The 23,218-nt window shown below is 71.6% G+C and carries 22 protein-coding genes and 1 riboswitch; of the genes, 5 read left to right on the top strand and 17 right to left on the bottom strand.

The annotated features are described in order from the left end of the window. Positions 1-475 precede the first annotated feature (475 nt). A complete protein-coding gene (locus HS041_RS03100) occupies positions 476-1,441 on the top strand; it encodes an SAM-dependent methyltransferase (protein ID WP_196439004.1) in 966 nt (321 codons plus the stop codon). A gap of 16 nt (positions 1,442-1,457) precedes the next feature. On the opposite strand, the gene HS041_RS03105 is transcribed toward HS041_RS03100, so the two are convergent. Together HS041_RS03105 and HS041_RS03110 are read right to left on the bottom strand one after the other, a co-directional pair. After that, the gene (locus HS041_RS03105; protein ID WP_196439005.1) at positions 1,458-2,657 is read right to left on the bottom strand and encodes a cytochrome P450; all 1,200 of its coding nucleotides are present in this window, start codon (positions 2,655-2,657) and stop codon (positions 1,458-1,460) included. A 160-nt stretch (positions 2,658-2,817) separates the two neighbouring features. Then, positions 2,818-3,720 carry a LysR family transcriptional regulator gene (locus tag HS041_RS03110; RefSeq protein WP_196439006.1) on the bottom strand — a complete coding sequence of 301 codons (903 nt, stop codon included), beginning with the start codon at positions 3,718-3,720 and terminating at the stop codon, positions 2,818-2,820. 79 nt (positions 3,721-3,799) lie between these two features. Here HS041_RS03110 and HS041_RS03115 point away from each other — a divergent pair, with 79 nt between their 5' ends. Then, a complete protein-coding gene (locus HS041_RS03115) occupies positions 3,800-4,603 on the top strand; it encodes an SCO6745 family protein (RefSeq protein ID WP_196439007.1) in 804 nt (267 codons plus the stop codon). A 160-nt stretch (positions 4,604-4,763) separates the two neighbouring features. On the opposite strand, the gene HS041_RS03120 is transcribed toward HS041_RS03115, so the two are convergent. Further along, positions 4,764-5,528, bottom strand: coding sequence for a TerC family protein (locus HS041_RS03120; RefSeq protein ID WP_196439008.1), 765 nt, complete (start codon positions 5,526-5,528; stop codon positions 4,764-4,766). A gap of 131 nt (positions 5,529-5,659) precedes the next feature. Continuing rightward, a riboswitch (SAM riboswitch) is annotated at positions 5,660-5,776 on the top strand. Positions 5,777-5,828: 52 nt separating this feature from the next. Between HS041_RS03120 and HS041_RS03125 the strand changes: the two genes are divergently transcribed. Both HS041_RS03125 and HS041_RS03130 read left to right on the top strand, forming a co-directional pair. Then, positions 5,829-7,265 carry an aminotransferase class V-fold PLP-dependent enzyme gene (locus HS041_RS03125; RefSeq protein ID WP_196439009.1) on the top strand — a complete coding sequence of 479 codons (1,437 nt, stop codon included), beginning with the start codon at positions 5,829-5,831 and terminating at the stop codon, positions 7,263-7,265. 106 nt (positions 7,266-7,371) lie between these two features. Then, positions 7,372-8,532, top strand: coding sequence for an NADH-quinone oxidoreductase subunit D (locus tag HS041_RS03130; RefSeq protein ID WP_196439010.1), 1,161 nt, complete (start codon positions 7,372-7,374; stop codon positions 8,530-8,532). Positions 8,533-8,587: 55 nt separating this feature from the next. Here HS041_RS03130 and HS041_RS03135 read toward each other — a convergent pair whose 3' ends face one another. The 11 genes from HS041_RS03135 to dacB form a co-directional block, all read right to left on the bottom strand. Further along, positions 8,588-9,043: a DUF3180 domain-containing protein gene (locus tag HS041_RS03135; protein WP_196439011.1), complete on the bottom strand. Its 456-nt coding sequence runs from the start codon at positions 9,041-9,043 to the stop codon at positions 8,588-8,590. Beyond that, positions 9,040-9,549, bottom strand: a complete 510-nt coding sequence (gene folK, locus HS041_RS03140) for a 2-amino-4-hydroxy-6-hydroxymethyldihydropteridine diphosphokinase (protein ID WP_196439012.1) — start codon at positions 9,547-9,549, stop codon at positions 9,040-9,042. Before folK ends, HS041_RS03135 begins: the two co-directional genes overlap by 4 nt. Further along, positions 9,546-9,908, bottom strand: coding sequence for a dihydroneopterin aldolase (gene folB / locus HS041_RS03145; protein WP_196440742.1), 363 nt, complete (start codon positions 9,906-9,908; stop codon positions 9,546-9,548). Before folB ends, folK begins: the two co-directional genes overlap by 4 nt. A gap of 35 nt (positions 9,909-9,943) precedes the next feature. Beyond that, positions 9,944-10,390: a nuclear transport factor 2 family protein gene (locus HS041_RS03150; RefSeq protein ID WP_196439013.1), complete on the bottom strand. Its 447-nt coding sequence runs from the start codon at positions 10,388-10,390 to the stop codon at positions 9,944-9,946. Beyond that, complete coding sequence (gene folP / locus HS041_RS03155; protein WP_196440743.1) at positions 10,387-11,187, bottom strand: dihydropteroate synthase; 801 nt, start codon at positions 11,185-11,187, stop codon at positions 10,387-10,389. The genes HS041_RS03150 and folP overlap by 4 nt, the downstream gene beginning before the upstream one ends. 342 nt (positions 11,188-11,529) lie before the next feature. Further along, positions 11,530-12,141: a GTP cyclohydrolase I FolE gene (gene folE, locus HS041_RS03160; protein WP_307845151.1), complete on the bottom strand. Its 612-nt coding sequence runs from the start codon at positions 12,139-12,141 to the stop codon at positions 11,530-11,532. A 1-nt stretch (position 12,142) separates the two neighbouring features. Further along, complete coding sequence (gene ftsH, locus HS041_RS03165; RefSeq protein WP_196439014.1) at positions 12,143-14,110, bottom strand: ATP-dependent zinc metalloprotease FtsH; 1,968 nt, start codon at positions 14,108-14,110, stop codon at positions 12,143-12,145. Between the two features lie 289 nt (positions 14,111-14,399). After that, positions 14,400-14,957, bottom strand: coding sequence for a hypoxanthine phosphoribosyltransferase (gene hpt, locus HS041_RS03170; protein ID WP_307845152.1), 558 nt, complete (start codon positions 14,955-14,957; stop codon positions 14,400-14,402). Between the two features lie 100 nt (positions 14,958-15,057). Beyond that, on the bottom strand, positions 15,058-16,146 hold the full coding sequence (gene tilS / locus HS041_RS03175) for a tRNA lysidine(34) synthetase TilS (RefSeq protein WP_196439015.1): 1,089 nt from the start codon (positions 16,144-16,146) through the stop codon (positions 15,058-15,060). Positions 16,147-16,179: 33 nt separating this feature from the next. Further along, a complete protein-coding gene (locus tag HS041_RS03180; RefSeq protein ID WP_196440746.1) occupies positions 16,180-17,283 on the bottom strand; it encodes a zinc-dependent metalloprotease in 1,104 nt (367 codons plus the stop codon). 46 nt (positions 17,284-17,329) lie between these two features. Beyond that, positions 17,330-18,691, bottom strand: a complete 1,362-nt coding sequence (gene dacB / locus HS041_RS03185; RefSeq protein ID WP_307845153.1) for a D-alanyl-D-alanine carboxypeptidase/D-alanyl-D-alanine endopeptidase — start codon at positions 18,689-18,691, stop codon at positions 17,330-17,332. A gap of 113 nt (positions 18,692-18,804) precedes the next feature. Between dacB and HS041_RS03190 the strand changes: the two genes are divergently transcribed. Continuing rightward, entirely contained in the window at positions 18,805-19,302 is a 498-nt protein-coding gene (locus HS041_RS03190) for an inorganic diphosphatase (RefSeq protein WP_196439016.1), read from the top strand. Between the two features lie 2 nt (positions 19,303-19,304). Here HS041_RS03190 and HS041_RS03195 read toward each other — a convergent pair whose 3' ends face one another. From HS041_RS03195 to HS041_RS03205, 3 genes are all read right to left on the bottom strand, one after another. Beyond that, complete coding sequence (locus HS041_RS03195) at positions 19,305-20,441, bottom strand: C40 family peptidase (RefSeq protein WP_307845154.1); 1,137 nt, start codon at positions 20,439-20,441, stop codon at positions 19,305-19,307. 324 nt (positions 20,442-20,765) lie between these two features. Continuing rightward, entirely contained in the window at positions 20,766-22,199 is a 1,434-nt protein-coding gene (locus HS041_RS03200; protein WP_196439017.1) for a sigma factor-like helix-turn-helix DNA-binding protein, read from the bottom strand. A gap of 146 nt (positions 22,200-22,345) precedes the next feature. After that, positions 22,346-23,179, bottom strand: a complete 834-nt coding sequence (locus tag HS041_RS03205; protein ID WP_196439018.1) for a hypothetical protein — start codon at positions 23,177-23,179, stop codon at positions 22,346-22,348. Between the last annotated feature and the right edge of the window lie 39 nt (positions 23,180-23,218).

Below are 23,218 nucleotides of genomic sequence, written 5' to 3' on the forward strand. Positions count from 1 at the left end.
ACCGGTGGAGTGAGAGAGCGAATCGGTGTGACGTCGCCCGGAAGTTCCCCCCTACGGAGACGAAAAACGCCTGTGGAGATCAGGTAAGACCCGCGGGAGACCGAGGGCGCAGATCAGTGAAGCAGGAACGGGAAAAGAGAATCACCGAGGTTCTCTGAACGGCCCCGTGCCCAGTTGACCAGCGTAATGGGTCGGAAGGCCGCAGCCCCGTCGCGGCGTGCTGCGGCAGGCGGTGGCGCGTGCCGGAGAGGCGGGGGCGGGGACCGGGCCCTCACTCGGGCCCGGCCCCGCCGGGGAATCCCACCGAGCCGGAGACGACACGGACCGTGCCCGCTGGGGGAGCGGGCCGGGACGATGATCGCCGCCGATAGGGCAACGTTAACGCAAAGCGATGACAATATGCAGTCACCCGTTCTCTCCGCGTGTCATCGCAAGCCCATGTCCACCCCACTCGGGGACCGGTAACGTCGCAGGCGTGTGGCTCACCTGGCGCGCCGCGATGCGGCAGGCGCTCTACGGCACGAACGGCTTCTATCTGCGGGAGCGCCCCTCCCGGCACTTCCGCACCTCCGTCAGCGCCTCCCCCGTCTTCGCCGAGGCCGTGCTGGGCGAACTCCTCGCGGTGGACGGCGCGCTCGGCCACCCCTGCCACCTCGACCTGGTGGACATCGGCGCCGGTGAGGGCAGGCTCGCGGCCGGGGTGCTGGCCGTCGCGCCGCCGGAGCTCAGGGCCAGGCTGCGGGTGACGGCCGTGGATCTGGCGCCCCGGCCCGCCCGGCTGCCCGAGGAGATCGTGTGGGCGGAGACCCTGCCGGAGAAGATCTGCGGCCTGGCGGTCGCCAACGAGTGGCTGGACAACATCCCCGTGGACGTCGCCGAGCAGACTCCGGACGGACCACGGCTCGTGCTGGTCGACCCCGTGACCGGCGACGAGCGGCTCGGGGACCGCCCGGACGCGGCCGACCTCGGCTGGCTGGCCCGCTGGTGGCCGATGCGCGCGTCGGGCGAGCGGGCGGAGATCGGCAGGCCCCGTGACGAGGTCTGGGCCTCGGTGATCGTACGGCTGGCGCGGGGGCGGGCGATCGCGATCGACTACTCCCATCCGGCGGACGGCCGCCCGCCGTACGGCACGCTGACCGGTTACCGCGACGGCGCGATCGTCACGCCCGTTCCCGACGGCTCCTGCGACATCACCGCGCACGTCGCCCTGGACGCCTGCGCGGTGGCCGGGGAGCGAGCCGGAGCCGCGGAGACGCTCCTGACCACGCAGCGCGAGGCCCTGCGCTCCCTCGGCATCACCGGGACCCGGCCCCCGGCCGACCTCGCCCGCACCGATCCGCGCGGCTACCTCCAGGTGCTCGCGAGGGCCTCGGAGGAGGGTGAGCTGATCGCCGCCGAGGGCCTCGGCGGTTTCGGCTGGCTCGCCCAGTCACGCCCCTGACCCGTGTCCGCGCCGGTCAGATCCGGACCTGCAGGGACTCCAGGCCGCGGATGACGTAGCCCGGGCCCCACTCCGGCTCGGCGGCGAGCTCCATCTTCGGGGCCCGGCGCAGCAGCGCGCCGAACGACTCGGCGAGCTCGACCCGCGCCAGCGGCGCGCCCAGGCAGAAGTGGATTCCGGCGCCGAAGGAGATGTGCGGGTTGTCCCGGCGTCCCACGTCGAGGCGGTCGGGGTCGTCGAACACCTCGGGATCGCGGTTGGCCGAGCCGAACAGCAGCGCCACCTCGCTGCCGCGCGGGATGTCCACCCCGCCGACCGAGATGTCCTCCAGCACCCAGCGCTCGAACATCTGCAGCGGGGTGTCCCAGCGCATCAGCTCCTCGATCGCGGTCGGCAGCAGGCCGTGGTCGGCCCGGAGCCGCTCCAGTTCGCCGGGGTTGCGCAGCAGCGACCACCAGCCGTTCCCGGTGACGTTGACGGTGGCCTCGTGCCCGGCGTTGAGCAGCAGCACGCAGGTGCCGACCAGTTCCTCCTCGGTGAGCGTGTCGCCGTCGTCGGTGACCTGCGCGAGCGCGCTGATCAGGTCGTCGCCCGGGTCGGCCCGCCGGGCGCGGGCCAGTCCGACGAGGTAGTCCGAGAACTCGGAGGCGGCGCGCACGGCCGTGTGCTGGGCCTCGACCGACGGGTTGAGCTCGTACATCCCGCAGATGTCGGCCGACCACGGCCGCAGCAGGTGACGGTCGGCCTCGGGCACGCCGAGCATCTCGGCGATCACGGTCACCGGGAGCGGCTCGGCCACCTCGGAGATCAGGTCGCCTCCGCCGCGCTCGGCGAACCGGTCCACGAGGTCCCCGGCGAGCCGGGCGACCTTGGGGCGCAGCGCCTCGACCATCCGGGGGGTGAACGCCTTGGAGACCAGCCGCCGCAGCCGTGTGTGGACCGGTGGCTCGACGTCGAGCATGCCGGCCCGGATCACCCGCCAGAACGGGTCCTGGAACTCCGGGTCGTCCGGTCTGCCGAACTCCGCGTGGCCGGCCACGTGCAGGTAGGAGCGGCCGAGCCTGCGGTCGCGCAGCAGGGTGTTGACGTCGGCGTGCCGGGCGACCAGCCACTGGCCGGTCGGCTCGAAGAAGCTGACCGGCCGCTCCCGCCTCAGTTCGGCGTAGACGTCGTAGGGATGGGCGACGAATTCCGGATTCCACGGATCAAAGTGCACGAATTCATGGTAATCCGGCTTTGTAATCCGACAGCCGTTCCGGCACGGCGTGACCCTTTCCTGGAACACCCCGCCCCCAGGGCCCCGGCAAAGCCGGCCGAGCATCTTTTGACCATGTGAGTCGGATCCCGCCGGCCTGGGCGAGAAACGGCGTAGCCGCTCACCAGGTGGGCTTGGAGCGGGTGGCCTGGCGGATGGCGGCGGTGATGGCGGCGGTGGTGGGGTTCGGGACGTCGGTGCGGCGGACTGCGGCGAACAGCTGGCGGTGGATGGGGTTGCCGGTGATGGCCGCGGTGCGGATGCCCGGCGCGGCGGGGTCGATAGCCATCGCCGGGATGAGGGCGGTGGCGAGACCGGCGCGGGCGAGGGTGAGTTGCGCGGTGATGTCCGCGGTGGCGTATCGGGCGGTGGGCGTGAATCCCGCCTGGTGACAGGCGTGCAGGATGGCTTGGCCGCACTCGGTGCCCGGCGGCGGCAGGGCGAGGCTGTGCTCGCTCAACTCGGGTAGTGACATGGATGCGGGACCGCGGCGGTGGGCAGCGGTGACGACGAGCAGTGGATCGTCGAGCAGCGGATGTGTCTCGACGCCGCTGACGGTGATCGGGGGCAGGTGGTGGTAGCGCTGCCCGACGATCACGTCGACGGCGCCGAGGACCAGCTCGCGTAATTGCGCCTGGTCGCTGATGAGGCAGGTGACGGCGAGTTGGGGGTGGCGGTCGCGCAGGGCGGTCAGTGCGGGAGTCACGACGCGTTGGACGGTCGAGGGCAGGGCGGCCAGGGTGGCGGTGGCGCCGACCGTGCCCTTGTGGGCGGCGACGGCGTGTTCGGCGTCGCGGATGGCGGTGAAGATGCGCTCACCGTGGTCGACGAGCAGCGCGCCGAGCTCGGTCAGTGCCACGGTACGGCCGTCGGGGCGAAGCAGGTCGGCTCCGACCTCGCGTCGCAGCGCCGCCAGTTGTTGGGACACGGCGCCGGCGGACAGCGACAGGGATCGGGCAGCCGCGGTGATGGAGCCGCGGGCGGCGACGGTCGCGAGGAGGTGGAGACGGCGGACATCCAGCATGACTCGTTAGGTTATCTAAAAGGTCGGTGCAGCAATATCCGTCTTGACCTATCGGATGGTGGTGCGCGACCGTCGGCGCATGGAGATCCTCGATTGCATCGCGGCCGTTGCCCGGCCGATTCACGACTTCGGCGACGAGTTCATGGCCGACGCGGAGACCGCAGCCGTCGGCGTGGAGGCCGGTTTCCAACCGGGGCGCGGCTTCTACTGCCGTGGCCGTTTCGGTGTGCTGGGCGAGGCGCCGGTGGCGGTGGTGCAGGCGGCGCAGGGCTTCCTCGGGCCGGCGCTGGTCGCCACGGGCTGGTCCGCGGGGCGCCGCGTGATGCCGGTCGACGATGCCGTCGCCTGCTACTCACACGCCATGGAGCGGTGGGCCGGCGCCCACCTGCGCACCAGCGTCGACGTGGAGCACTTCAACCAGCTCGCGCAGCGGCTGATCGACGCCGCCGACGCCGACGCCTTGCCCCTGTTCGCCGGCTGGCGAGCGCGGCCCCTGCCGGCTGACCCGGTCGCGGCGGCGATGCAGCGCATCCACGTGCTGCGCGAGCACCGCGGCGCCTGCCACCTCACCGCGGTGCGCGCGTGCGGCCTCACCGCCCACCAGGCGATGGTCATCAACCTCGGCGCCGAGCAGGCCGCGCACTACGGCTGGGACCCGCCGCACGACAGAACAGCCGGTCTCGTCGCGCGGTGGACGCGCGCCGAGGACCTGACCACGGCAATGCAGGCCCCGCTCTACGCCACCCTGACGCCGCGTCAGCGCACCGCTTTCGCAGAGCTCGTCGGCGGGATAACCGCTTCCCGGTCCAGGGCGTGGCCGATCGGCGACGACGTGGGGGCAGGCACGGTCTTCCCCGATCATGTGGCGTCGAGAACCTCATGATCTCGGAGGTCGCGGCCGTTCGTTCACCCGGAGGGGCGCCGTGCCGCGCCGGACGCGGGCTCATGCCCTGAACCGGACACCGTGATCGCCAACGCCCCTTTGCCGACGCCCCGGCCCCGCCCCTCAGCGCGCTCCGGGAGAGGGCCGCGCCGTCGGCGCGTCAGGACGCGGAGCGCTCGTCCCCCTCGTAGCGGTGGTGCAGCTCCACCGGCTCCGCATGGCCCGCCTTGGTCCGCATGCGGATGTTGAGCAGCTCCACCGCCAGCGAGAAGACCATCGCGAAGTAGACGTAGCCCTTGGGGATGTGCTGCTCGAAGCCCTCGGCCAGGAGCACCACCCCGATCAGCACCAGGAAGGCCAGGGCGAGCATCTTGATGCTCGGGTGCTGCTCCACGAAGCGGCTGATCGGCCCGGAGGCGACCAGCATCACGATGACCGAGACGATGACGGCCGCGACCATGACGCCGATCTCGTCCACCATGCCGACCGCGGTGATCACCGAGTCGAGCGAGAACACGATGTCCAGGATCATGATCTGGATGATCACGGCGGTGAAGGAGGCGGCGACCTTGCCGCTGGCGTGGCCGGACTTGCCCTCCAGGCTGTCGTGCATCTCGAAGACGCTCTTGCCCAGCAGGAACAGGCCGCCCAGGATCAGGATCAGGTCGCGGCCCGAGATCTGCTGCCCGGCGACCTCGAAGAGCGGGGCGGTGAGCCGTACCACCCATGCCAGCGCGAGCAGCAGCGCCAGGCGGCTGAGCAGCGCGGCGAGCAGGCCCAGCCTGCGTGCCCTGTCCCGCTGCTCGGGCGGGAGCTTGCCCGCCAGGATCGAAATGAAGATGACGTTGTCGATGCCCAGGACGATCTCCAGGCCGACGAGGGTGAGGAACCCTATCCAGATCTCCGGGTCGGTCACCCAGTCCATCCCTGCCTCCTTCGCGGGTTCACACCGCGTAGACGATCGGAAGGCGCGGTGAGTTCCTGCCCGTGATCGACGGGACTTTCCCCGACCGGACTTGCAAAAGCACACCGGGAGATGGTTATAGTTCGGCCGTAGGTCATGAGTGCCAGTGACAAGCCCCGGCTCGCTGGCCGGCAACCCTCGCGTCCGCGGCGGGGTGCCCCGGGTGAGGACCTGGTCCGGCGCGAAAACGTGCCGGGCAAGCGCGGGCTCCACGCACCAACGCCACGGCTTGGGGTCCGATGACCTCGAAGGAGTCCTGGCGTGTCCGCACTCAGCATCTTCACCGCCTCCCCCTCTTCCGCCGCCGGCGCCCCGCCCGCCGCGGCCTGCTCCGACTCCGGCGAGCCCCTGCCCGCCGTCCCGGCCGCCCGCCCTGCCGCGGACCGCCGGATCCCCGCGGTGCTCGGCTCCGACCTGGAGGTCCCGGTCAGGGGCGGCAGGCTCCTCCCCTACGCCAACCTCGACTACGCGGCCAGCGCGCCGTGTCTGGAGCCGGTGAGCGCCGCCGTCGCCGCCGCGCTCCCGGCCTACTCCAGCGTCCACCGCGGCGCCGGCTACGCCTCCCAGCTCACCACGGCCCGCTACGAGCAGGCCCGGCACACGGTCCGAGCCTTCGTCGGCTCCCGCCCGGACGACGTGGTGATCTTCACCCGCAACACCACGGACGCGACCAACCTGCTGGCCCGGGCGCTGCCCGAGGGGACCACCGTCGTGGTCTTCGACACCGAGCACCACGCCTCGCTGCTGCCCTGGACCGACGCCGTACGGCTCGCGCCCCCCGCCTTCCCCGGCGAGGCCGTCCGCGCGGCCGACGAGGCCCTGGCCGGGATCGACGGCCCCGCGCTGCTCGTGGTGACCGCCGCCTCCAACGTGACCGGCGAACTGTGGCCGATCGCCGCCCTGGCGCACGTCGCCCACCGCCACGGCGCCCGCATCCTCGTCGACGCCGCCCAGCTCGTCCCGCACCGCCGTCTCAACCTCACCGCGCTCGACCTCGACTATGTGGCGTTCTCCGGGCACAAGCTCTACGCGCCGTTCGGCACGGGCGTGCTCGTCGGCCGCGCCGACTGGCTGGCGCAGGCGGAGCCGTACCTGCGGGGCGGCGGCGCGGCGAAGGCGGTGAACGGCGGGGCCATCGCGCCGGACCCGGGCGCGCCGAGAACTGCGCCGGACCCGGGCGCGCCGAGAACTGCGCCGGACCCGGGCGCGCCGGGGGTCGAGTGGCACGACCACCCCGAGGCACGCCACGAGGCCGGCACTCCCAACGTGCTGGGCGCCGTCGCCCTGGCCGCCGCCTGCGACGCCTTGACTGCCACCGGCTGGAGCGCGCTGGTCCGCGAGGAGGAGCGGCTGATCGCCCGCCTGCGCGCCGGGCTCGACGGCGTCGAGGGCGTCCACGAGCTCTCCCTGTGGGGTCCTGACCACCCCCGTGTCGGCATCGTCTCCTTCGTGGTGGACGGCTACACCGCCCGGGAGGTCGCCGAGGCGCTCTCCACCGAGTACGGCATCGGCGTCCGCGACGGCAAGTTCTGCGCCCACCCCTTCGTCCGTCACCTCCTGGGGGCCGTAGACAGCAGTGGCTGCGACCCCGACGACGCTGTCACCGCCTCCGCCGTACGCGCCTCGATCGGCATCGGCACCACCGACGAGCATGTCGACCGCCTGGTCACCGCGCTGCGGGAGCTGACCTCCCGCTAGCCGTGCCGCCCTCGCCCCGCCCTCGTACGCCCCGGACCCGCCTCCATCGGGCGGGGAGGCGGTCTGCCGTATGGGCGGGGCGACGGGAGCGTGGCAGCATGTCCCTATGACGGAACGGGTCGTGGGGATCGGTGCGGGCGCGGACGCGGTCGGCGGCAAGGAGCTCGCGACCGAGGACATGATCCTCAACATCGGTCCGCAGCACCCGTCCACGCACGGGGTGCTGCGGCTCCGGCTCACCCTGGACGGGGAGCGGATCAGCGCGGCCGAGCCGATCGTGGGCTACATGCACCGCGGGGCGGAGAAGCTGTTCGAGGTCCGGGACTACCGGCAGATCATCGTGCTGGCCAACCGGCACGACTGGCTGTCGGCCTTCGCCAACGAGCTGGGCGTGGTCCTGGCGGCCGAGCGCATGCTGGGCATGGAGGTCCCGGTCAGGGCCGTGTGGACGAGGACCCTGATGGCCGAGCTCAACCGGGTGCTCAGCCACCTGATGTTCCTCGGCTCCTACCCGCTGGAGCTCGGCGCCATCACCCCTGTCTTCTACGCGTTCCGGGAGCGCGAGACGCTCCAGGCCGTCATGGAGGAGATCTCCGGCGGGCGCATGCACTTCATGTTCAACCGGGTCGGCGGCCTGAAGGAGGAGATCCCCGAGGGCTGGACCGGCCGGGTGGCCCAGGCCGTCGCCGACGTGCGGCGCCGGCTGCCCGACATCGAGAACCTGATCGCCGGGAACGAGATCTTCCTGGCCCGCACGCGCGGCGTGGGCGTGCTCTCCCGGGAGCAGGTCATGCAGTACGGCGTCAGCGGCCCGATCGCCCGCGCCTCCGGGGTGGACCTCGACCTCCGGCGCGACGACCCCTACCTCGCCTACGGCGAGCTGCCGGTGAAGGTCGTCACCCGGTCGGCGGGAGACTGCCACGCCCGGTTCGAGGTGCTGCTGGAGCAGGTGAGGGTCTCCCTCGACCTGGCCGACGCCTGCCTGGAACGGCTGCGCGAGCTGCCCCCGGGCCCGGTCAACCAGCGGCTGCCCAAGGTGCTCAAGGTCCCGGAGGGCCACACCTACGCCTGGACGGAGAACCCGCTCGGCATCAACGGCTACTACCTGGTCTCACGCGGCGAGAAGACGCCCTGGCGGCTGAAGCTCCGCTCGGCCTCCTTCAACAACGTCCAGGTGCTGCGCGAGATGCTCCCCGGCCACCTGGTCGCCGACATGGTCGCCATCCTCGGCTCGATGTTCTTCGTCGTCGGTGACATCGACAAATGAGACCGCCGCCGGCACCGATGAGCGAGCCCGCCGGTGACGGCGCCCGGCGAACCCGTCACCGGGGGGAGCCGGCTCCCGGGTCCTTCGGCACCTTGCAGCAGTGCTCCAGGTAGAGGGCGGCGCACACCAGCAGCACGCAGGCGACGAACGAGCCGCCGGTGATGAAGAAGTCGCGCCGGGGCGTGCCCTGGTCGAGCAGGTCGGCCGTGTAGAGGGCGAACCCGGCGAAGACACCCGCGAAGATCGCCCCGCCGTACGCCGAGGCCTTGGCCAGGGCGACGAGGCGGGCCACGGCCAGCGGCTCCACCGGCTTGGTGTCGGGCTTGCGCTGGATCCTCGCCCTGGTCATCCAGCCGGTGTAGGCCTCGCCGACCGCCAGCACCAGGACCGTCGGGATCGCGGTCCACGGCACGGTGGGGATGGAGACGTAGAGCGGCTGCAGCACCGCCCAGGTGAGCAGGGACACGGCGACGAAGATCCCGACGAGGACTCCGGGATGGCTCGGCTTCACGCGGGCGCCTGCAGCGTCAGGTCGGCGCGGAGCCGTACGTAGTCCTTGTCGAGGCCGGCCAGCAGGTCGGCGACGGGCCGCCCGAGGAGCACCGCGCCGGGGTCGGCCTGCTGCCAGGGGACGAGCACGAACGCGCGCTCGTGCGCGCGCGGGTGGGGAAGGGTGAGGAGCGGGTCGTCGGAGACGACGTCGCCCGCCGCGCCGCGCAGGGCGATGAGGTCGACGTCCAGGGTGCGCGGGCCCCAGCGCTCGGTCCTGACCCGGCCGAAGGCGTTCTCCACACCCTGTGCACGATCGAGGAGCGTCCGGGGTTCCAGGGAGGTCTCCGCGATCACGACCGCGTTGAGGTACGGCCCCTGCTCGGGACCGCCGAACGGGTCGGTCTCGTAGACCGGCGAGACCGCGACGAACTCCAGGCCCGGGGCGTCGAACAGCGAGTCGATCGCGCCCTGCAGCGTGTCGAATCGGTCGCCCAGGTTGCTGCCGAGCGCCAGCACGGCCCTCACGACCGGCTCCGGGTGATCGTCACGACCACGTCGTCGAACGGCAGCGGGATCGGGGCGGCGGGCTTGTGCACGCTCACCTCGGCCGCCTCGACCGGCTCCCGGACCAGGCAGACCTCGGCCAGCCGCTGGGCGAGGGTCTCGATCAGGTCGACCGGCTCGCCCTCCACGACCTTCACCAGGTCCTCGGCGAGCTCGCCGTAGTGCACCGTCTTCGTCAGGTCGTCTCCGGCCGCCGCAGGAGCCGTGTCGAGAAAAAGCGTGACGTCGACGATGAACTCCTGGCCGAGTTCCCGCTCCGCCGCCAGCACACCGTGCCTTCCCCGGGCCCGCAGCCCCCTGAGGCTGATCCGGTCCTTCACGGGGCCTCCCCCGCCGGCGCCCTCGCTCCGCTCGGTCACGACGTCTCCTCCTCCCCCTCTTCGTCCTCGTCCTCGCCCTGCAGCACCGGGGAACCGTGGTGCAGCCAGAGCCGCCAGCCCTCCGGCGTCCTGACGAAGGTGTTGCTCGCCACGACCTTGCCCGCGGCGAAGCTGGCATCGCCCTCGTCACCCGCGGTGAGGATGTTCTCCTCGCACGTCAGGACCGCGACGTCGCCGAGGATCATGACGCGCACGTCGGTCAGCACGAACTGGATGTAGGGCGTGTTGGCCATGATGAGAGCCCAGGAGCGCAGCACCTCGGCCCTGCCGCTCACGATCGGCCAGCCCGGGTGCACGCAGCCCACCTGCGCGCCGCCGGTCTCCTCGGCCCAGATCTCGGTCATCCGGTCCAGGTCGGCGTTCTCGATGGCGGTGTAGAACTCCTGGTTGACCGTCTCCACGGCCGCGGTGTCGACGCTCATGCTCTCGCTCCCTGGACTGCGGCGGCCACGCGGACGGCGTCCGCGTTCGGGCGTACGTCATGCACCCGCACGCACCACGCCCCGGCCCGCGCGACCAGGGCGGTCACGGCGAGCGTGGCGTCGTCGCTGCCGCTGAACGGGCGGGGAGTGCCGTCCGGACCGGCCAGCAGGCGGCCGAGGAAGCGCTTCCTGGAGGCTCCGATGAGCAGCGGGTAACCGAGCTGCGCGAGCTCGTCCATCCGCGCCAGCAGGGCCCAGTTGTGCTCGGGATTCTTGGAGAAGCCCAGCCCCGGGTCGAGCACGATCTGGCTCTCCGCGACCCCCTCGGCCATCACGGAGGCGACCCGCTTGGTCAGCTCCTCGCGTACTTCGGCCACGACGTCTCCGTAGACCGCCCGGCTGTCCATCGTGTGGCTGTGCCCCCGCCAGTGCATCACCACGTACCGCACGCCGGAGGCCGCCACCACTCTCGGCATGTCGGGATCGGCCAGGCCGCCGCTGACGTCGTTGACCAGGCTCGCCCCGGCGCCCACCGCGACCCGCGCGACCTCGGCCCGCATGGTGTCCACGCTGACCGTGACGCCCTGGCGGCTCAGCCCCCGGATGACCGGCTCCACCCTGGCCAGTTCCTCCTCCAGCGACACCCGCGCCGCGCCGGGCCTGGTGGACTCCCCGCCCACGTCGACGATGTCGGCCCCCTGCTCGACCAGCTCCAGGCCGTGCCGTACGGCGTCCGCCGGGTCGAACCAGCGGCCGCCGTCGGAGAACGAGTCGGGGGTCACGTTGACCACGCCCATCACCAGGCAGCGCTGTGCTGATGGCGACGCTGACGCGCCGCGGCTCGGGCGCTGGTAACCGGCTCCCGCCCTCGTCACGTCCTCGCTCGTCCCTCGCTGCGGGCGTTCCTCCGTTGGTTCACCGGCGCCCCCTCGCGGTGCTGATGGCGACGCTGACGCGCCGCGGCTCGGGGGCTGGTAACCGGCACCCCCGAGCGGGCTGCGAGCGTGCTCCGGTCGGTTCACCGGCGCCCCCTCTTGCGGGGCCCCAGAGGTCGTCATGTGGTCAAGCCTAGGCGCTCGCGCCGGGCGAACCGGCGCGCGGGTCCGGCTTGCCGATAACGAATCAGCAGCCTCACGTGATCAGCGGAGGATCAGGGCCATCGCCTCGGCGCGGGTCTTGTCGCTGTCGCGGAAGATCCCGCGGACGGCCGAGGTGGTGGTCTTGGCACCGGGCTTGCGGACCCCGCGCATGGTCATGCACAGGTGCTCGCACTCGATCACCACGATGACCCCGCGCGGCTCCAGGACGCGCATGAGCGCGTCGGCGATCTGCGAGGTCATCCGCTCCTGGACCTGGGGCCGCCGGGCATAGACGTCGACCAGGCGGGCCAGCTTGGACAGACCCGTCACCTGGCCCTTCTCGTTCGGGATGTAGCCGACGTGGGCGACCCCGTGGAAGGGGACCAGGTGGTGCTCACAGGTGGAGTAGACCTCGATGTCCCGCACCAGGATCATCTCGTCGTGGTCGACGTCGAAGACCTTGGTCAGCACGTCCTCCGGGATCTGCCCCAGGCCGGCGAACTGCTCCGCGTAGGCGCGGGCGACGCGGCCCGGGGTGTCCTGGAGACCGTCGCGGTCCGGGTCCTCGCCGATCGCGATCAGGATCTCGCGGACGGCCTTCTCGATCCGGGCGTGGTCGACCTGGCGCGGCCGCTGCCCGATCTCGTCGGCCTGGAGAGGCTCTGCATCCACGTCAGTTTCCGTCCGCGGAGGGGGATTCCGCGTGGCTGCCCGTCGGGAGCGCGCCGTTGCCGGCCTGCTCCTTCGGGGTCAGGATCGGCGGGCGGTTGGAGGGCAGCCGCTTGCCGTAGCCGGAGTAGGACGGGCGGTGCTCCCTGACCACGACCGGGGCGAAGATCTGCAGCACCTGGTCGCGGGAGAGGGTCTCCTTCTCCATCAGCTCCAGCACCAGGTTGTCGAGCACGTCGCGATATTCGACGAGGATCTCCCAGGCCTGGTCGTGCGCGGTCTCGATGAGGCGGCGGACCTCCTCGTCGATCGTGGAGGCGATCTTCTCGGAGTAGTCGCGCTCGTGGCCCATCTCGCGGCCGAGGAAGACCTCGGCCTGGCCGCTGCCGAACTTGCGGGCGCCGAGCTGCTCGCTCATGCCGTACTCGGTGACCATGCGGCGGGCGATGGAGGTGGCCTTCTCGATGTCGTTGGAGGCACCCGTGGTGGGCTCGTGGAAGACGAGCTCCTCCGCGGTCCGGCCGCCCAGCAGCATGGCGAGCTGGTCCATCATCTCCGAGCGGGTCGCGAGGAACTTGTCCTCCATCGGCAGCGTCATCGTGTAGCCGAGGGCGCGGCCGCGGGACAGGATCGTGATCTTGTGGACCGGGTCGGACTTGGGCAGCGCGTGCGCGACCAGGGCGTGACCACCCTCGTGGTACGCGATGATCTTCTTTTCCTGGTCCGACATGACGCGGGTCTTGCGCTCGGGACCGGCCATGACGCGGTCGATGGACTCCTCCAGGAGCTCCATCGTGATCAGCTTCTGGTCGGCGCGCGCGGTGAGCAGCGCGGCCTCGTTGATCACGTTGGCCAGGTCGGCGCCGGTGAACCCGGGCGTCCGGCGGGCGATGATGTCGAGGTCGACGCCCTCGGCGAACGGCTTGCCGCGGCCGTGCACCTTCAGGATGCCCTTGCGGCCCTCGAGGTCGGGGCGGTCGACGGTGACCTGGCGGTCGAAGCGGCCCGGGCGCAGCAGCGCCGGGTCGAGGATGTCGGGACGGTTGGTCGCGGCGATGAGGATCACGCCGCCCTTGACGTCGAAGCCGTCCATCTCGACGAGGAGCTGGTTCAGCGTCTGTTCGCGCTCGTCGTGGCCGCCGCCGAGACCGGCGCCGCGGTGGCGGCCCACCGCGTCGATCTCGTCGATGAAGATGATCGCCGGGGCGTTCGCCTTGGCCTGCTCGAACAGGTCGCGCACGCGCGAGGCGCCGACGCCGACGAACATCTCGACGAAGTCCGAACCGGAGATGGAGTAGAACGGCACCCCGGCCTCACCGGCGACGGCCCTGGCCAGCAGGGTCTTGCCGGTTCCGGGCGGGCCGTACAGCAGCACACCCTTGGGGATCTTCGCACCGATCGCCTGGAACTTGGCCGGGGCCTGCAGGAACTCCTTGATCTCCTGGAGCTCCTCGATGGCCTCGTCGGCGCCCGCGACGTCGGAGAAGGTGGTCTTGGGAGTGTCCTTGCTGATGAGCTTGGCCTTCGACTTGCCGAAGCTCATCACCTTGGAGCCGCCGCCCTGCATCTGGTTCATGATGAACAGGAAGATCAGCACGATGATGACGATCGGCAGGAAGCTCACCAGCAGGCCGAGGAGGAAGTTCTCCTTCGGCACATCGACCGTGTAGCCCTTGGGCAGCTTGTTGGCCGCCTCCGCCGACTGCAGCTTGTCGGTGAGCTGGACGCCCTGCCCGGTCACCCATGAGGAGTAGTAGCGCTTGCCGTCGGTCAGAGTGACCTCGATGCGCTGTTCCTTGTCGATGACCTTCGCGTTGGAGACCTTGCCGTCCTCGATCCAGCCAACGATCTTGGACGTGTCGGTCTTCTCGAAGTTGCCGTCGCCGCCCCACAGCGTGGTGACGAGTGTGAGCAGCACGACGATGCCCAGGATCCACAGCAGTGGCCCACGTGTAAATCGCTTGAGATCCATCCGATGCGGAACCCCGGCGGGCCCGTCCCTTCCTGACCAAGGCCTGGCAACCCCGGGCGGCGCCCGAGGCTCGCGGCATCCCTAACCGCTCCAACTGACTACCCAAAGACGGCGCGAAGCCACCTCTTGGCGTCCGAAGGTACACCGGTGCGCCGCGCAGGGTAACCGCCCGGGCGACACCGGCTCTGCCTTACCAACGTACGTCAGGGGCATGCGTGTTCCCCGGCACTATGACTAATGTCGTTTTCCGGGTTAAATCGAGGGGACCGCTTCGCGCAGAGCGTATTTTTCAGCTCGCTCCATACACATGCGGGGCGAGCGTCCCGATAAAGGGAAGATTGCGGTACCGCTCCGCGTAGTCGAGGCCGTAACCGATGACGAACTCGTTCGGGATGTCGAACCCGACATACTTCACGTCGATCGGAACCTTGATCGCTTCCGGCTTGCGCAGCACGGTGCAGATCTCGACGGAGGCCGGGTTGCGGGACTTCAGGTTCTGCATCAGCCACGACAGCGTGAGGCCGGAGTCGATGATGTCCTCGACGACCAGCACGTGACGGCCGGCGATGTCGGTGTCCAGGTCCTTCAGGACGCGGACCACGCCCGACGACTTGGTGCCCGCGCCGTAGGACGACACGGCCATCCAGTCCATCTGGATCGGCAGGCTCAGCGCCCTGGCCAGGTCGGCCATGGCCATGACCGCGCCCTTGAGCACGCCGACGATCAGCAGGTCCTTGCCGTCGTAGTCCGCGTCGATCTGGCCCGCGAGCTCCTTGATCTTGGCCTGGAGCTCTTCCTCCGGGATGAGGACCTTCTCGAGGTCCTTGCCCATGTCGGCTGCGTCCACCTGGGGTTTCCTTACGAGACGAGGCGTGCTGTGGCCGATCGCGACGCCCGCGCGCCGCGGCTCGTGGGCCGGCCGTGACGCTGGCGCGTCATCGGACCGGTCATGACGCCGGCGCGTCGTCGGACCGGCCGTGACGCTGGCGCGCCACGGCGAATATCAGGGTGCCATACCGGCGGACCGCTCCAACCCCTCCCGGCACATCCACGCGCCGCTGCCCCCGCCAGTCGGTGACCAGACGGTCCACCTGAAGGAGGTGCCCGGCCGAGAGCGTCCCCGGCGGCGCTCCCGCCTCGACGGCCGCGCGCCGCAGCACGCGCCGGCGGACCGCCGCCGGCAGGGCCTCCAGCTCCGGGACGGCCAGCGCCACCCTCGGAATATCGCTTAAAGCGGAATCCTCCGCGGCCCCCTCCCCGGGCTCCGCCACCGGAACGGCCCCTCCCCCGCACTCCCCGCCGGAGACGACCGCCCGGTCGTAGGCCGCCTCCGCCCACGCGTCCAGTGCGTCGGCGTCGTCCCGGCACAGGCTCGCGGTGCGGGCGAGCGCCTCGGCGACCCCGGGACCGAGCTCCTCCTCCAACGCCGGCAGCAGCCGCTCCCGGACGCGGACACGCGTGTAGCGGCCGTCGCGGTTGTGCGGGTCCTCCCACGGCTCCAGCCCGAGCGCCGCGCAGGCCGCCACGGTCGTGGCACGACCGAGCTCCAGCAGCGGCCTGCGGTAGACGCCCGCGCGCGAGGGCATCCCCGCGAGCGAGCGCGTCCCGCTCCCCCTGGCCAGCCGGAGCAGCACCGTCTCGGCCTGGTCGTCCCTGGTGTGGCCGAGGAGCACGGCCACCGCACCGAGCCTGCCCGCCGCCTCCGACAGCGCGGCGTACCGGGCCTCCCGAGCGGCGTTCTCCGGCCCTCCCGAGGTCCCCACCGAGACCGTCAGCACCTCGGCCGGATCGAGACCGAGCGGGAGCCGTACCACCTCGCCGGCCTGCCGCGCCGAGCCCTCCTGGAGACCGTGGTCGACCGTGAGCAGCCCGGCCCGCAGCCCGGCCCGGGGCGCGGTGAACGCCAGCGCGGCGGCCAGCGCCAGAGAGTCGGCGCCGCCGCTGCAGGCGACCAGCACGAGGTCACCGGGCTCCAGGTCGGCCAGCGAGAGCCGTACGGCGCGGCGGACGTCGGCGACGGCGGGATGGGGACCCACGGCCTGTCTATGGCGACGCTGCGGGGCGAGTCTTCACTCGGCCTCGGGGGCGGCACCGTTCGCCTGGGGGAGGGCGGGGGAACCGAGGACGCGGGCGATCCATCGCTCGGGCCGGGCGATCTCGTCCTGGCTGGGGAGGGTCTCCGGCGAGGTCCAGACCTTGTTGAAGCCGTCCATGCCGGCGCTGGCGACGACGGTGCGCACGAAGGCGGAGCCCTCGGCGTACTGCTTCATCTTGAGGTCGAGGCCGAGCAGCTTGCGGACCGTGCGGTCGAGGCGGGAGCCGCCCTCGCGGCGGTGGTGGAACTTCGCGCGGATGTCGGCCACCGAGGGGACCACGGTGGGGCCGACGGCGTCCATGACGTAGTCTCCGTGCCCCTCCACCAGCGTCATCACCGCGGTGAGGCGGTCGAGGATCTCTTTCTGCTCGGGGGTCTGGATCGCGTCGATCAGGCTCCCCTCACCGCCCCGGACGACGTCGGCGACCGCGTCGGCGGCGGAGCGGAGCCGGTCGAGGAGGGTGGGCAGATCGAGGTCGGAGGCGAGCAGGAACTCGGTCATCTGGGACCGGACGTACTCCCGCAGCCAGGGCACGCCGGTGAACTGGACCCGGTGGGTCTCCTCGTGCAGGCAGACCCAGAGGCGGAAGTCGCGCGAATGCACGCCGAGCTCGCGCTCGGCGTGGACGATGTTGGGCGCGACCAGGGTGAGCCGGCCGACGGGCGCCTGCCCCGAGGGGTCCGGCGGGAGGAAGAGCTCGTACTGCCCCAGCACCCGGGAGGCGAGGAAGGCCAGCACCGCGCCGACCTCGACCCCGGTGATGCGGGAGCCCACGGCGGTCACGATCGCCGGGGCCTGGTCCTTCCGGGCGGCCATCCGCTCGGTCAGCGGCTCCAGCACCACGCGGAAGCCCTCGATGTTGGCCTTGATCCAGCCGGACCGGTCGACGATCGTGGCGGGCTGTGGCGCGGCGTCGGCGGCTATCCGTGTGAACTCGCGGACGTGTCCCTCGGCCTCGCGGGAGAGCCGCCGTAGTTCGGCGACCGCCTGCCTGGCCTCCTCTCGGCTCACCTGCGGCCCGGGGCGCACCAGGCGCGTTCCGGTCGCTACGGCCAGGTCCCAGTCGATCACCTGCATACCGTCCACCGTACGTGCTCTCCTCCCGTGCCGCGCGGATTAGCCCTCAGCCCGCCACCGCGGCCGCCAGCCGGTCGAGGGCGGCCTCGGCCTTGCCCCATCCCGGCGGGACGTCGTCGGCCATGAACGCGAACGCGACCAGCCGGCCGTCCTCGGTGGTGGTCGCCCCGGCGAGCGTGCTGACCCCGTCGAGGGTGCCCGTCTTCGCGCGGACCAGGCCGTAGGCGGAGTCGCTCTCGCCGAACCGGTGCCCCAGCGTGCCGGTGAACCCGGCGACCGGCATCCCGCTGATCACCGGGTGCAGGCGCGGGTTGGCCGGAGAGGCGGCCACCGCGACCAGGCGGGCCAGGGCCGCGGGAGTGATCCGGTTCTTCGGCGAGAGCCCGCTGCCGTCGAAGACCCGGACGCCGTCGGCGGCCTCCAGCCGGGCCAGCACCGCGTGGACGGCCGCCGCGCCGCCGTCGAAGGAGGCGGGCTTGCCCTCGTTGACGGCCACGTGCCTGGCCAGCGCCTCCGACAGGTCGTTGTCGCTGAGCGTCAATGCCCGCTCGACCAGCGCGTAGACGGGGGCGGACTCCACCCTGGCGAGCTCCTCGGCGCCCGTGATGGCCCTGACCCGCTTGGCCGCCTTGTTCGCGACCTTGATGCCGTTCTTTCCCAGCAGCGAGACGAATGCCCGGTGCGCGGCCACCGGCGGGTCGGAGACTCGCCGGCGGTCGTCCGGGGCGACCTTGCCCGAGTCGACCATGAGCGCCGTCACCGGGGCGACGCTGCCCTCCGGCACGTAGCCGGGCTTCCAGCTGGCGGCGGTGCGCGGTCCCGTGTAGAGGGCGTCGTCGTAGGCCACGGTCACCCTGCTGATCCCGGCCGCTTTGAGCGCCTTCGCCGTACGCAGGGCGAGGGTGGCCAGCGAGGCCTGTACGGGATAGACGTCGGAGTCCGCCTTGCCGCTCGCCAGCGTCGGGTCCCCGCCTCCGACCAGGATGATCGAGCTCGGCGAGGACCCGCGCACCACCCGGGTGCTCAGGCGGGTGTCGGGCCCCAGCGAGGCCAGGGCGGCGACAGCGGTGACGATTTTGGTCGTGGAGGCGGGGGTGATGCCGACGTTCTCGTCGCTGCCGAACAGCGGGGCCCCGCTCTCGGCGTCGATGACCGCCGCGCCCACCCGCTCACCCAGGGCGGGGTCCCCCAGCGCCTCGACGAGCCGCCGGGCCAAAGTACCCTTGGGAGGGAGAGGTCCGTTCCCGCCCGCGGCCAGCACCGGACCCGCGGTGACGACCGGGACGGGAGGCGGCTCGGGCGAAGCGACCGGTTCGGGCTTCTTGTCCGTCAGCGTGTCGCTGACGAGCAGGTGGGCCCCGGCCGCGACGACGAACAGCTGCAGCATGACGAGAGTGACCAAGGCCACCCACCGATCACGCTGCATCACGTCGCCGACCTCTCATTGATTCGGGTAACTAACGCCTACGAGACATTAACGCCCAGCCGGGGGTGCCCGGGGGCTTGAGCGGAGGAACCGCGGTGGAGTTCGACGTTCTCGTTGAGATTCCCAAGGGACAGCGGAACAAGTACGAGGTGGACCACAAGACCGGACGCATGAGGCTCGACCGGATGCTCTTCACCTCCACGCAGTACCCCGCCGACTACGGCTTCATCGAGGGCACCCTGGGCGAGGACGGCGACCCCCTCGACGCCCTGGTCCTGCTGCAGGAGCCGACCTTCCCCGGCTGCCTGATCCAGTGCCGCGCGGTCGGCATGTTCCGCATGACCGACGAGAAGGGCGGCGACGACAAGGTCCTGTGCGTGCCCGCCACCGACCCCCGGATGGAGCACATCCGCGACATCCACCACGTGCCGGAGTTCGACCGCCTGGAGATCCAGCACTTCTTCGAGGTCTACAAGGACCTGGAGCCCGGCAAGTCCGTCGAGGGCGCCAACTGGGTCGGCCGGGTGGAGGCCGAGGAGGAGATCGCCCGCTCGATCAAGCGGGCCGAGGAGCAGGAGCACGTCGAGCACTGACCTCAGACCGGACGGGTCGCGCCGACGAGGTCACCGCGCCAGATCGGCGCGATCCGGACCACGTCCCCGGTCTGCGGGGCGTGGATCATCATCCCTCTGCCGATGTACATCCCCACGTGGTGGATGTCGCCGGGGTTCTCGGTGATCCGGCCGAAGAACACCAGGTCGCCCCGGCTGAGCCGGTCGAGCGGCACGTGCGGTCCCGAGGTCCACTGGGTCCCGGTCCAGTGGTCGAGCCTGACACCGGCCTGCTCCCACGCCCGCAGGGTCAGCCCCGAGCAGTCGTAGCTGTCCGGCCCGGCCGCCGCCCAGACGTACGGCTTGCCGAGCTGGCCGAGGGCCCAGTCCGCGGCGAGGTCGCCCCGGCTCGAAGAGGAGCCGTGGTCGAACGCCCAGCGGGGAGCGAGTGTTCCGGAGGCGGCGGAGATCCGCGCGCCCTCCCTCCGGTCCACCGCGGTCCGGGCCTGGCGGGCGAGCCGGGCCCTCCGCAGCACCGCCTGCCGCGCCCGGGCCAGCCGCTCGGCGTTCCCGCGCGCCGCGTCCGCCTCCCGCTCCAGCACCGCCTGCACCGCCCTCAGCCTGCGGGTCTCGGCGATCTGCCTGGCCACGGCCTGTTCGGCCGCCGCCTTCGCGGCGGCCACCCGCTCGGCGGCCTCCCGCTGCTCGACATAGGAGTCGGCCACCTGGTCCCGGAGAATGACGTAGGTCTCCTGCGCGCCGGTCAGCTGCCTCAGCGTCTCGGTCTGCTCGCTCTTCATGTGGGCGAGGATGCTCGCCCGCTGCAGGTAGCCCTGGTCCGTCACGTTGCTGAGGTCGGCCATCATCGCCATCATCGGGTCCATCTCGCCGTAGCCCTGGGCGGTGATCGCGAGCACCGTCTCGCGCGCCGCCTCGACCTGGACGCCGGCCGCGCGGGCCCGCTCGCTCGCCTCCCTGTGGAGCTCCTCGGCGCGCGCCGTCCTGACCCGCTCTCCGTTGTAGGCCTCGACCAGCTTCTCCGCCTGGACGGTCAGTCTCTCCAGCTCGGCCTGGGCCGTGGCGAGCCGGGCCGTCGCGGTTCCGAGCCGCATGCTTCGTTCGCGTGCCTCCGTCCTGGCGTCGGCGACCTCGTCGGCCGACGGGCCGGGCCTGAACTGCACGGCGTCGACAGGAACGCACGTTCCCATGACCAGAGCCCAAGCGAGACCCGTCACCACCGCGGCGCCGCGGCGCCCTCTTTCGCCGGAGTGCATGCATCCCCCTCCTGAACCGCCACGTGTCCCCGTGCGACAGGCGACGGGTTCAAGATTCCCTGCGGTGACTCTAGGCACACACGATGCATACACTCGGTAATCAACACGGGTGGAAAGGGTCTCTTGTCCAGCGGCGGAGGTTCCGGTTACCCCGACGAGGGGCACTGCGGCCCGAGGGCGGAGGCGTCGCGCACGGCGGAGCCCGGAAGAGGTGCCTCCTGCGGCGACGGGTCAGGCACCCGCCTTCGGGTCGGCGGACGGCGTCGACGGAGTCGGGGTCGGAGTCGGGACGGGGGATCCGGCCGTCGACGACGGCGAGGCGGACGGCGCGGGCGTCGCGGGCTTGGACGTGGCCGGAGCGGGCGTGGAAGCGGAAGGGGCCGGCTTCGGCACCGTCCTGGACGGGACCGGGCAGGGCGTGGGGTTCGGACGTCCGCCCTGGTGGTCGCGCGGTGGCTGGACCGTCGACGACGGGAGCGGTGCGGCCCCTCCCGTCGGACCGGGCCGGGAGGGCGAGCCCGGTCTCCCGGGGTCGGCGGCCCTGGACCGCTGCCGCTCGGGCAACGACTCCGTCCGCACGGCGGTGATCGGCTCGGCCGGCCCCGTTCCCGGCCGGACGGCCGGTTTGCGGGGGATGAGCTCCAGCGTCATCGGGCCGTGCCCGGGTTCGGGATCCCACGGCAGACCGACGCCCGCCGGTTCGCCGGTCGCGGGCCGGGCGCCGGCGGCGATGCCGGCGCCCGGCTGGCCGGGCCGCTCCCCGAAGACAGTGAAGATCATCGTTATGGTCGCCGCCGCGACGACCGCAGCCGCCGTACCGGCCATCGCATGAGTCCAGCGACGGCCCCGGCGAACCCCCTCGACGGGAAATCCGGCGGCGTCGAGGAGGCCGACCCGGCGAGCGGCGTAGCGGCGGTAGGGGACGAGCTCGGGGTCGGTGAAGCAGCTCATCACCCGGACGCGGAGCGTCTCCGGGGCGGTCGCCTCCGGCAGCAGGTCGAAGACCTTCCCCTCGGAGACCTGACGGGACCGGTGCGGCACGCAGGTGTCGCAGCCGGCGATGTGCCGGATCACCCTCTCACGCATCGAGGGCGTGAGCTCCCCGGAGAACCCGGTCAGGATCCGCGCCCGGCCCGCGCAGTCGTAGGGGCCCTTTCGCGTGAGGACCTCGGCGGTCACCGCGTCGCGCAACCGCTCCCTGGCCGCCTCGAGCATCGTCTCGGCGATCCTGATCGGCACCCCGAGCACCGTGGCGGCGTCCTGCAGGGACAGCCCGTGCCGGGTGAGCAGGTCGAGGATTTCCCGGTCGTCCGGCGGCAGGCTCAGGACGGCGTTCCAGGCGATCACCCGCAGGTCGGCCTCACCGGCCCCGGCGACCGGCGGCTCGCCGGAGACCGCGCCGCGCCCTCCGGCCGGGCGGCGCCGTACGCACTCCTGCCGGGCGAGGGTGTACAGCCAGACCGTCAGCCGGTCGGGGTCGGCGAGCGAGTGGATGTGCGCCTCGGCCGTGATCAGGGTGTCCCGGAGGGCCACCTGGGCGCTGTCGGGGTCGTCCAGCATGGCCAGGCAGTATCGGTAGAGGTTCTCGGCACGGGAGTCGTAGAGGGTCGCGAGCGCGCCCGGATCGCGCGCGCGGAGGGCTTCGACCAGGACGCTGTCGTTCATATAACTGAAGGTAATGGTCTGGTAACTACAAGTTCCACCGCTTCGCCGACAGTGGCGCGCGTCGTATTCAGAATGTTAGCTGCCTTGGCAAAAAGTCTCGCCCGGCCTTTTCTGATAAATATCAATGAATGGCCATTTGCCGGAATTCACGGCCGCGGCTGGGCCTCGTCTCCGGGCGCCGTCTGCCGGCCCCGGTCCTCCGTGAACGGGGAAGTGGTCGGTTTGACCGTGTGGAGCGGGACCGCACCGCCCAGCGCCAATTCCTCGTAGGGACGGCTGCTCGACCCCCAGGTCCGTGCGGCCAGCTCGGCCTTGGCGATCTTCTTGGTGTCGGCGACGCTCTCGATGTCAAGGATGAACCGGCGCCTGCCGTCCTCCTGGACGTCGTCCACGAACGTGCTCCCGCCGCCCAGCAGCTTGCCCGCGGAGTCGCGCAGGAGCGCGGTGACCGCCAGAGTGCCGGCCGGGAGCCGGTACGGCGTGCCGACGTATCCGGTGACCACGTAGGAGCCGTCGTCGTTGCGCGCGCTCTGCACCCCCGAGATCGGGAACGGCCTGAACTCCGAGACGATCCGGCCCGCCGGGCGCCACTCGGCCGAGCGGTACTCGATGGTCACCTCGACGGGTTTCCTCTCCGCGAGCGCCTGCCCGGTGAAGGAGAGCGAGCCCGACGGAGGCACGGCGTCCAGCGGCTGGTCCATCCGGACCACCTCGTTGCCCTTGGCGTCCTTCCCGACCACCGTGGCGACCACGTGCTCGCCGAAGTGCCACGGGTTGGGGTTGCTCAGCACCCCCGCCCAGTTCACGACGTACCCGTCGTACCTGTCACCGCCCTTGAGGACGGAGGAGACCTGTTCCTTCACCGCGAGCGGCTTGAGCTCCGGGACGTCCTGCCGGTCCCCGCCCGAGCATCCCGCGCTCGAGAACGCGGCGAGCAGGAGCGCGGCGAAGGCTGCTGCGGTCCGAGTGCTGTGCGTCACCCAGCCGTCATAACGCCTGCCCGCGAGCCTCTTCCCCCG

The sequence above is a fragment of the Planomonospora sp. ID67723 genome (genome assembly GCF_015711605.1).
Lineage (GTDB): Bacteria > Actinomycetota > Actinomycetes > Streptosporangiales > Streptosporangiaceae > Planomonospora_A.

Excerpts from the sequence above, each read along its gene's own strand:
- HS041_RS03110 (WP_196439006.1), bottom strand. The coding sequence starts at position 3,720 with ATGCTGGATGTCCGCCGTCTCCACCTCCTCGCGACCGTCGCCGCCCGC.
- HS041_RS03115 (WP_196439007.1), top strand. The coding sequence starts at position 3,800 with ATGGAGATCCTCGATTGCATCGCGGCCGTTGCCCGGCCGATTCACGAC.
- HS041_RS03120 (WP_196439008.1), bottom strand. The coding sequence starts at position 5,528 with ATGGACTGGGTGACCGACCCGGAGATCTGGATAGGGTTCCTCACCCTC.
- HS041_RS03130 (WP_196439010.1), top strand. The coding sequence starts at position 7,372 with ATGACGGAACGGGTCGTGGGGATCGGTGCGGGCGCGGACGCGGTCGGC.
- HS041_RS03150 (WP_196439013.1), bottom strand. The coding sequence starts at position 10,390 with ATGAGCGTCGACACCGCGGCCGTGGAGACGGTCAACCAGGAGTTCTAC.
- folP (WP_196440743.1), bottom strand. The coding sequence starts at position 11,187 with ATGGGCGTGGTCAACGTGACCCCCGACTCGTTCTCCGACGGCGGCCGC.
- ftsH (WP_196439014.1), bottom strand. The coding sequence starts at position 14,110 with ATGGATCTCAAGCGATTTACACGTGGGCCACTGCTGTGGATCCTGGGC.
- HS041_RS03180 (WP_196440746.1), bottom strand. The coding sequence starts at position 17,283 with ATGCAGGTGATCGACTGGGACCTGGCCGTAGCGACCGGAACGCGCCTG.
- HS041_RS03200 (WP_196439017.1), bottom strand. The coding sequence starts at position 22,199 with ATGAACGACAGCGTCCTGGTCGAAGCCCTCCGCGCGCGCGATCCGGGC.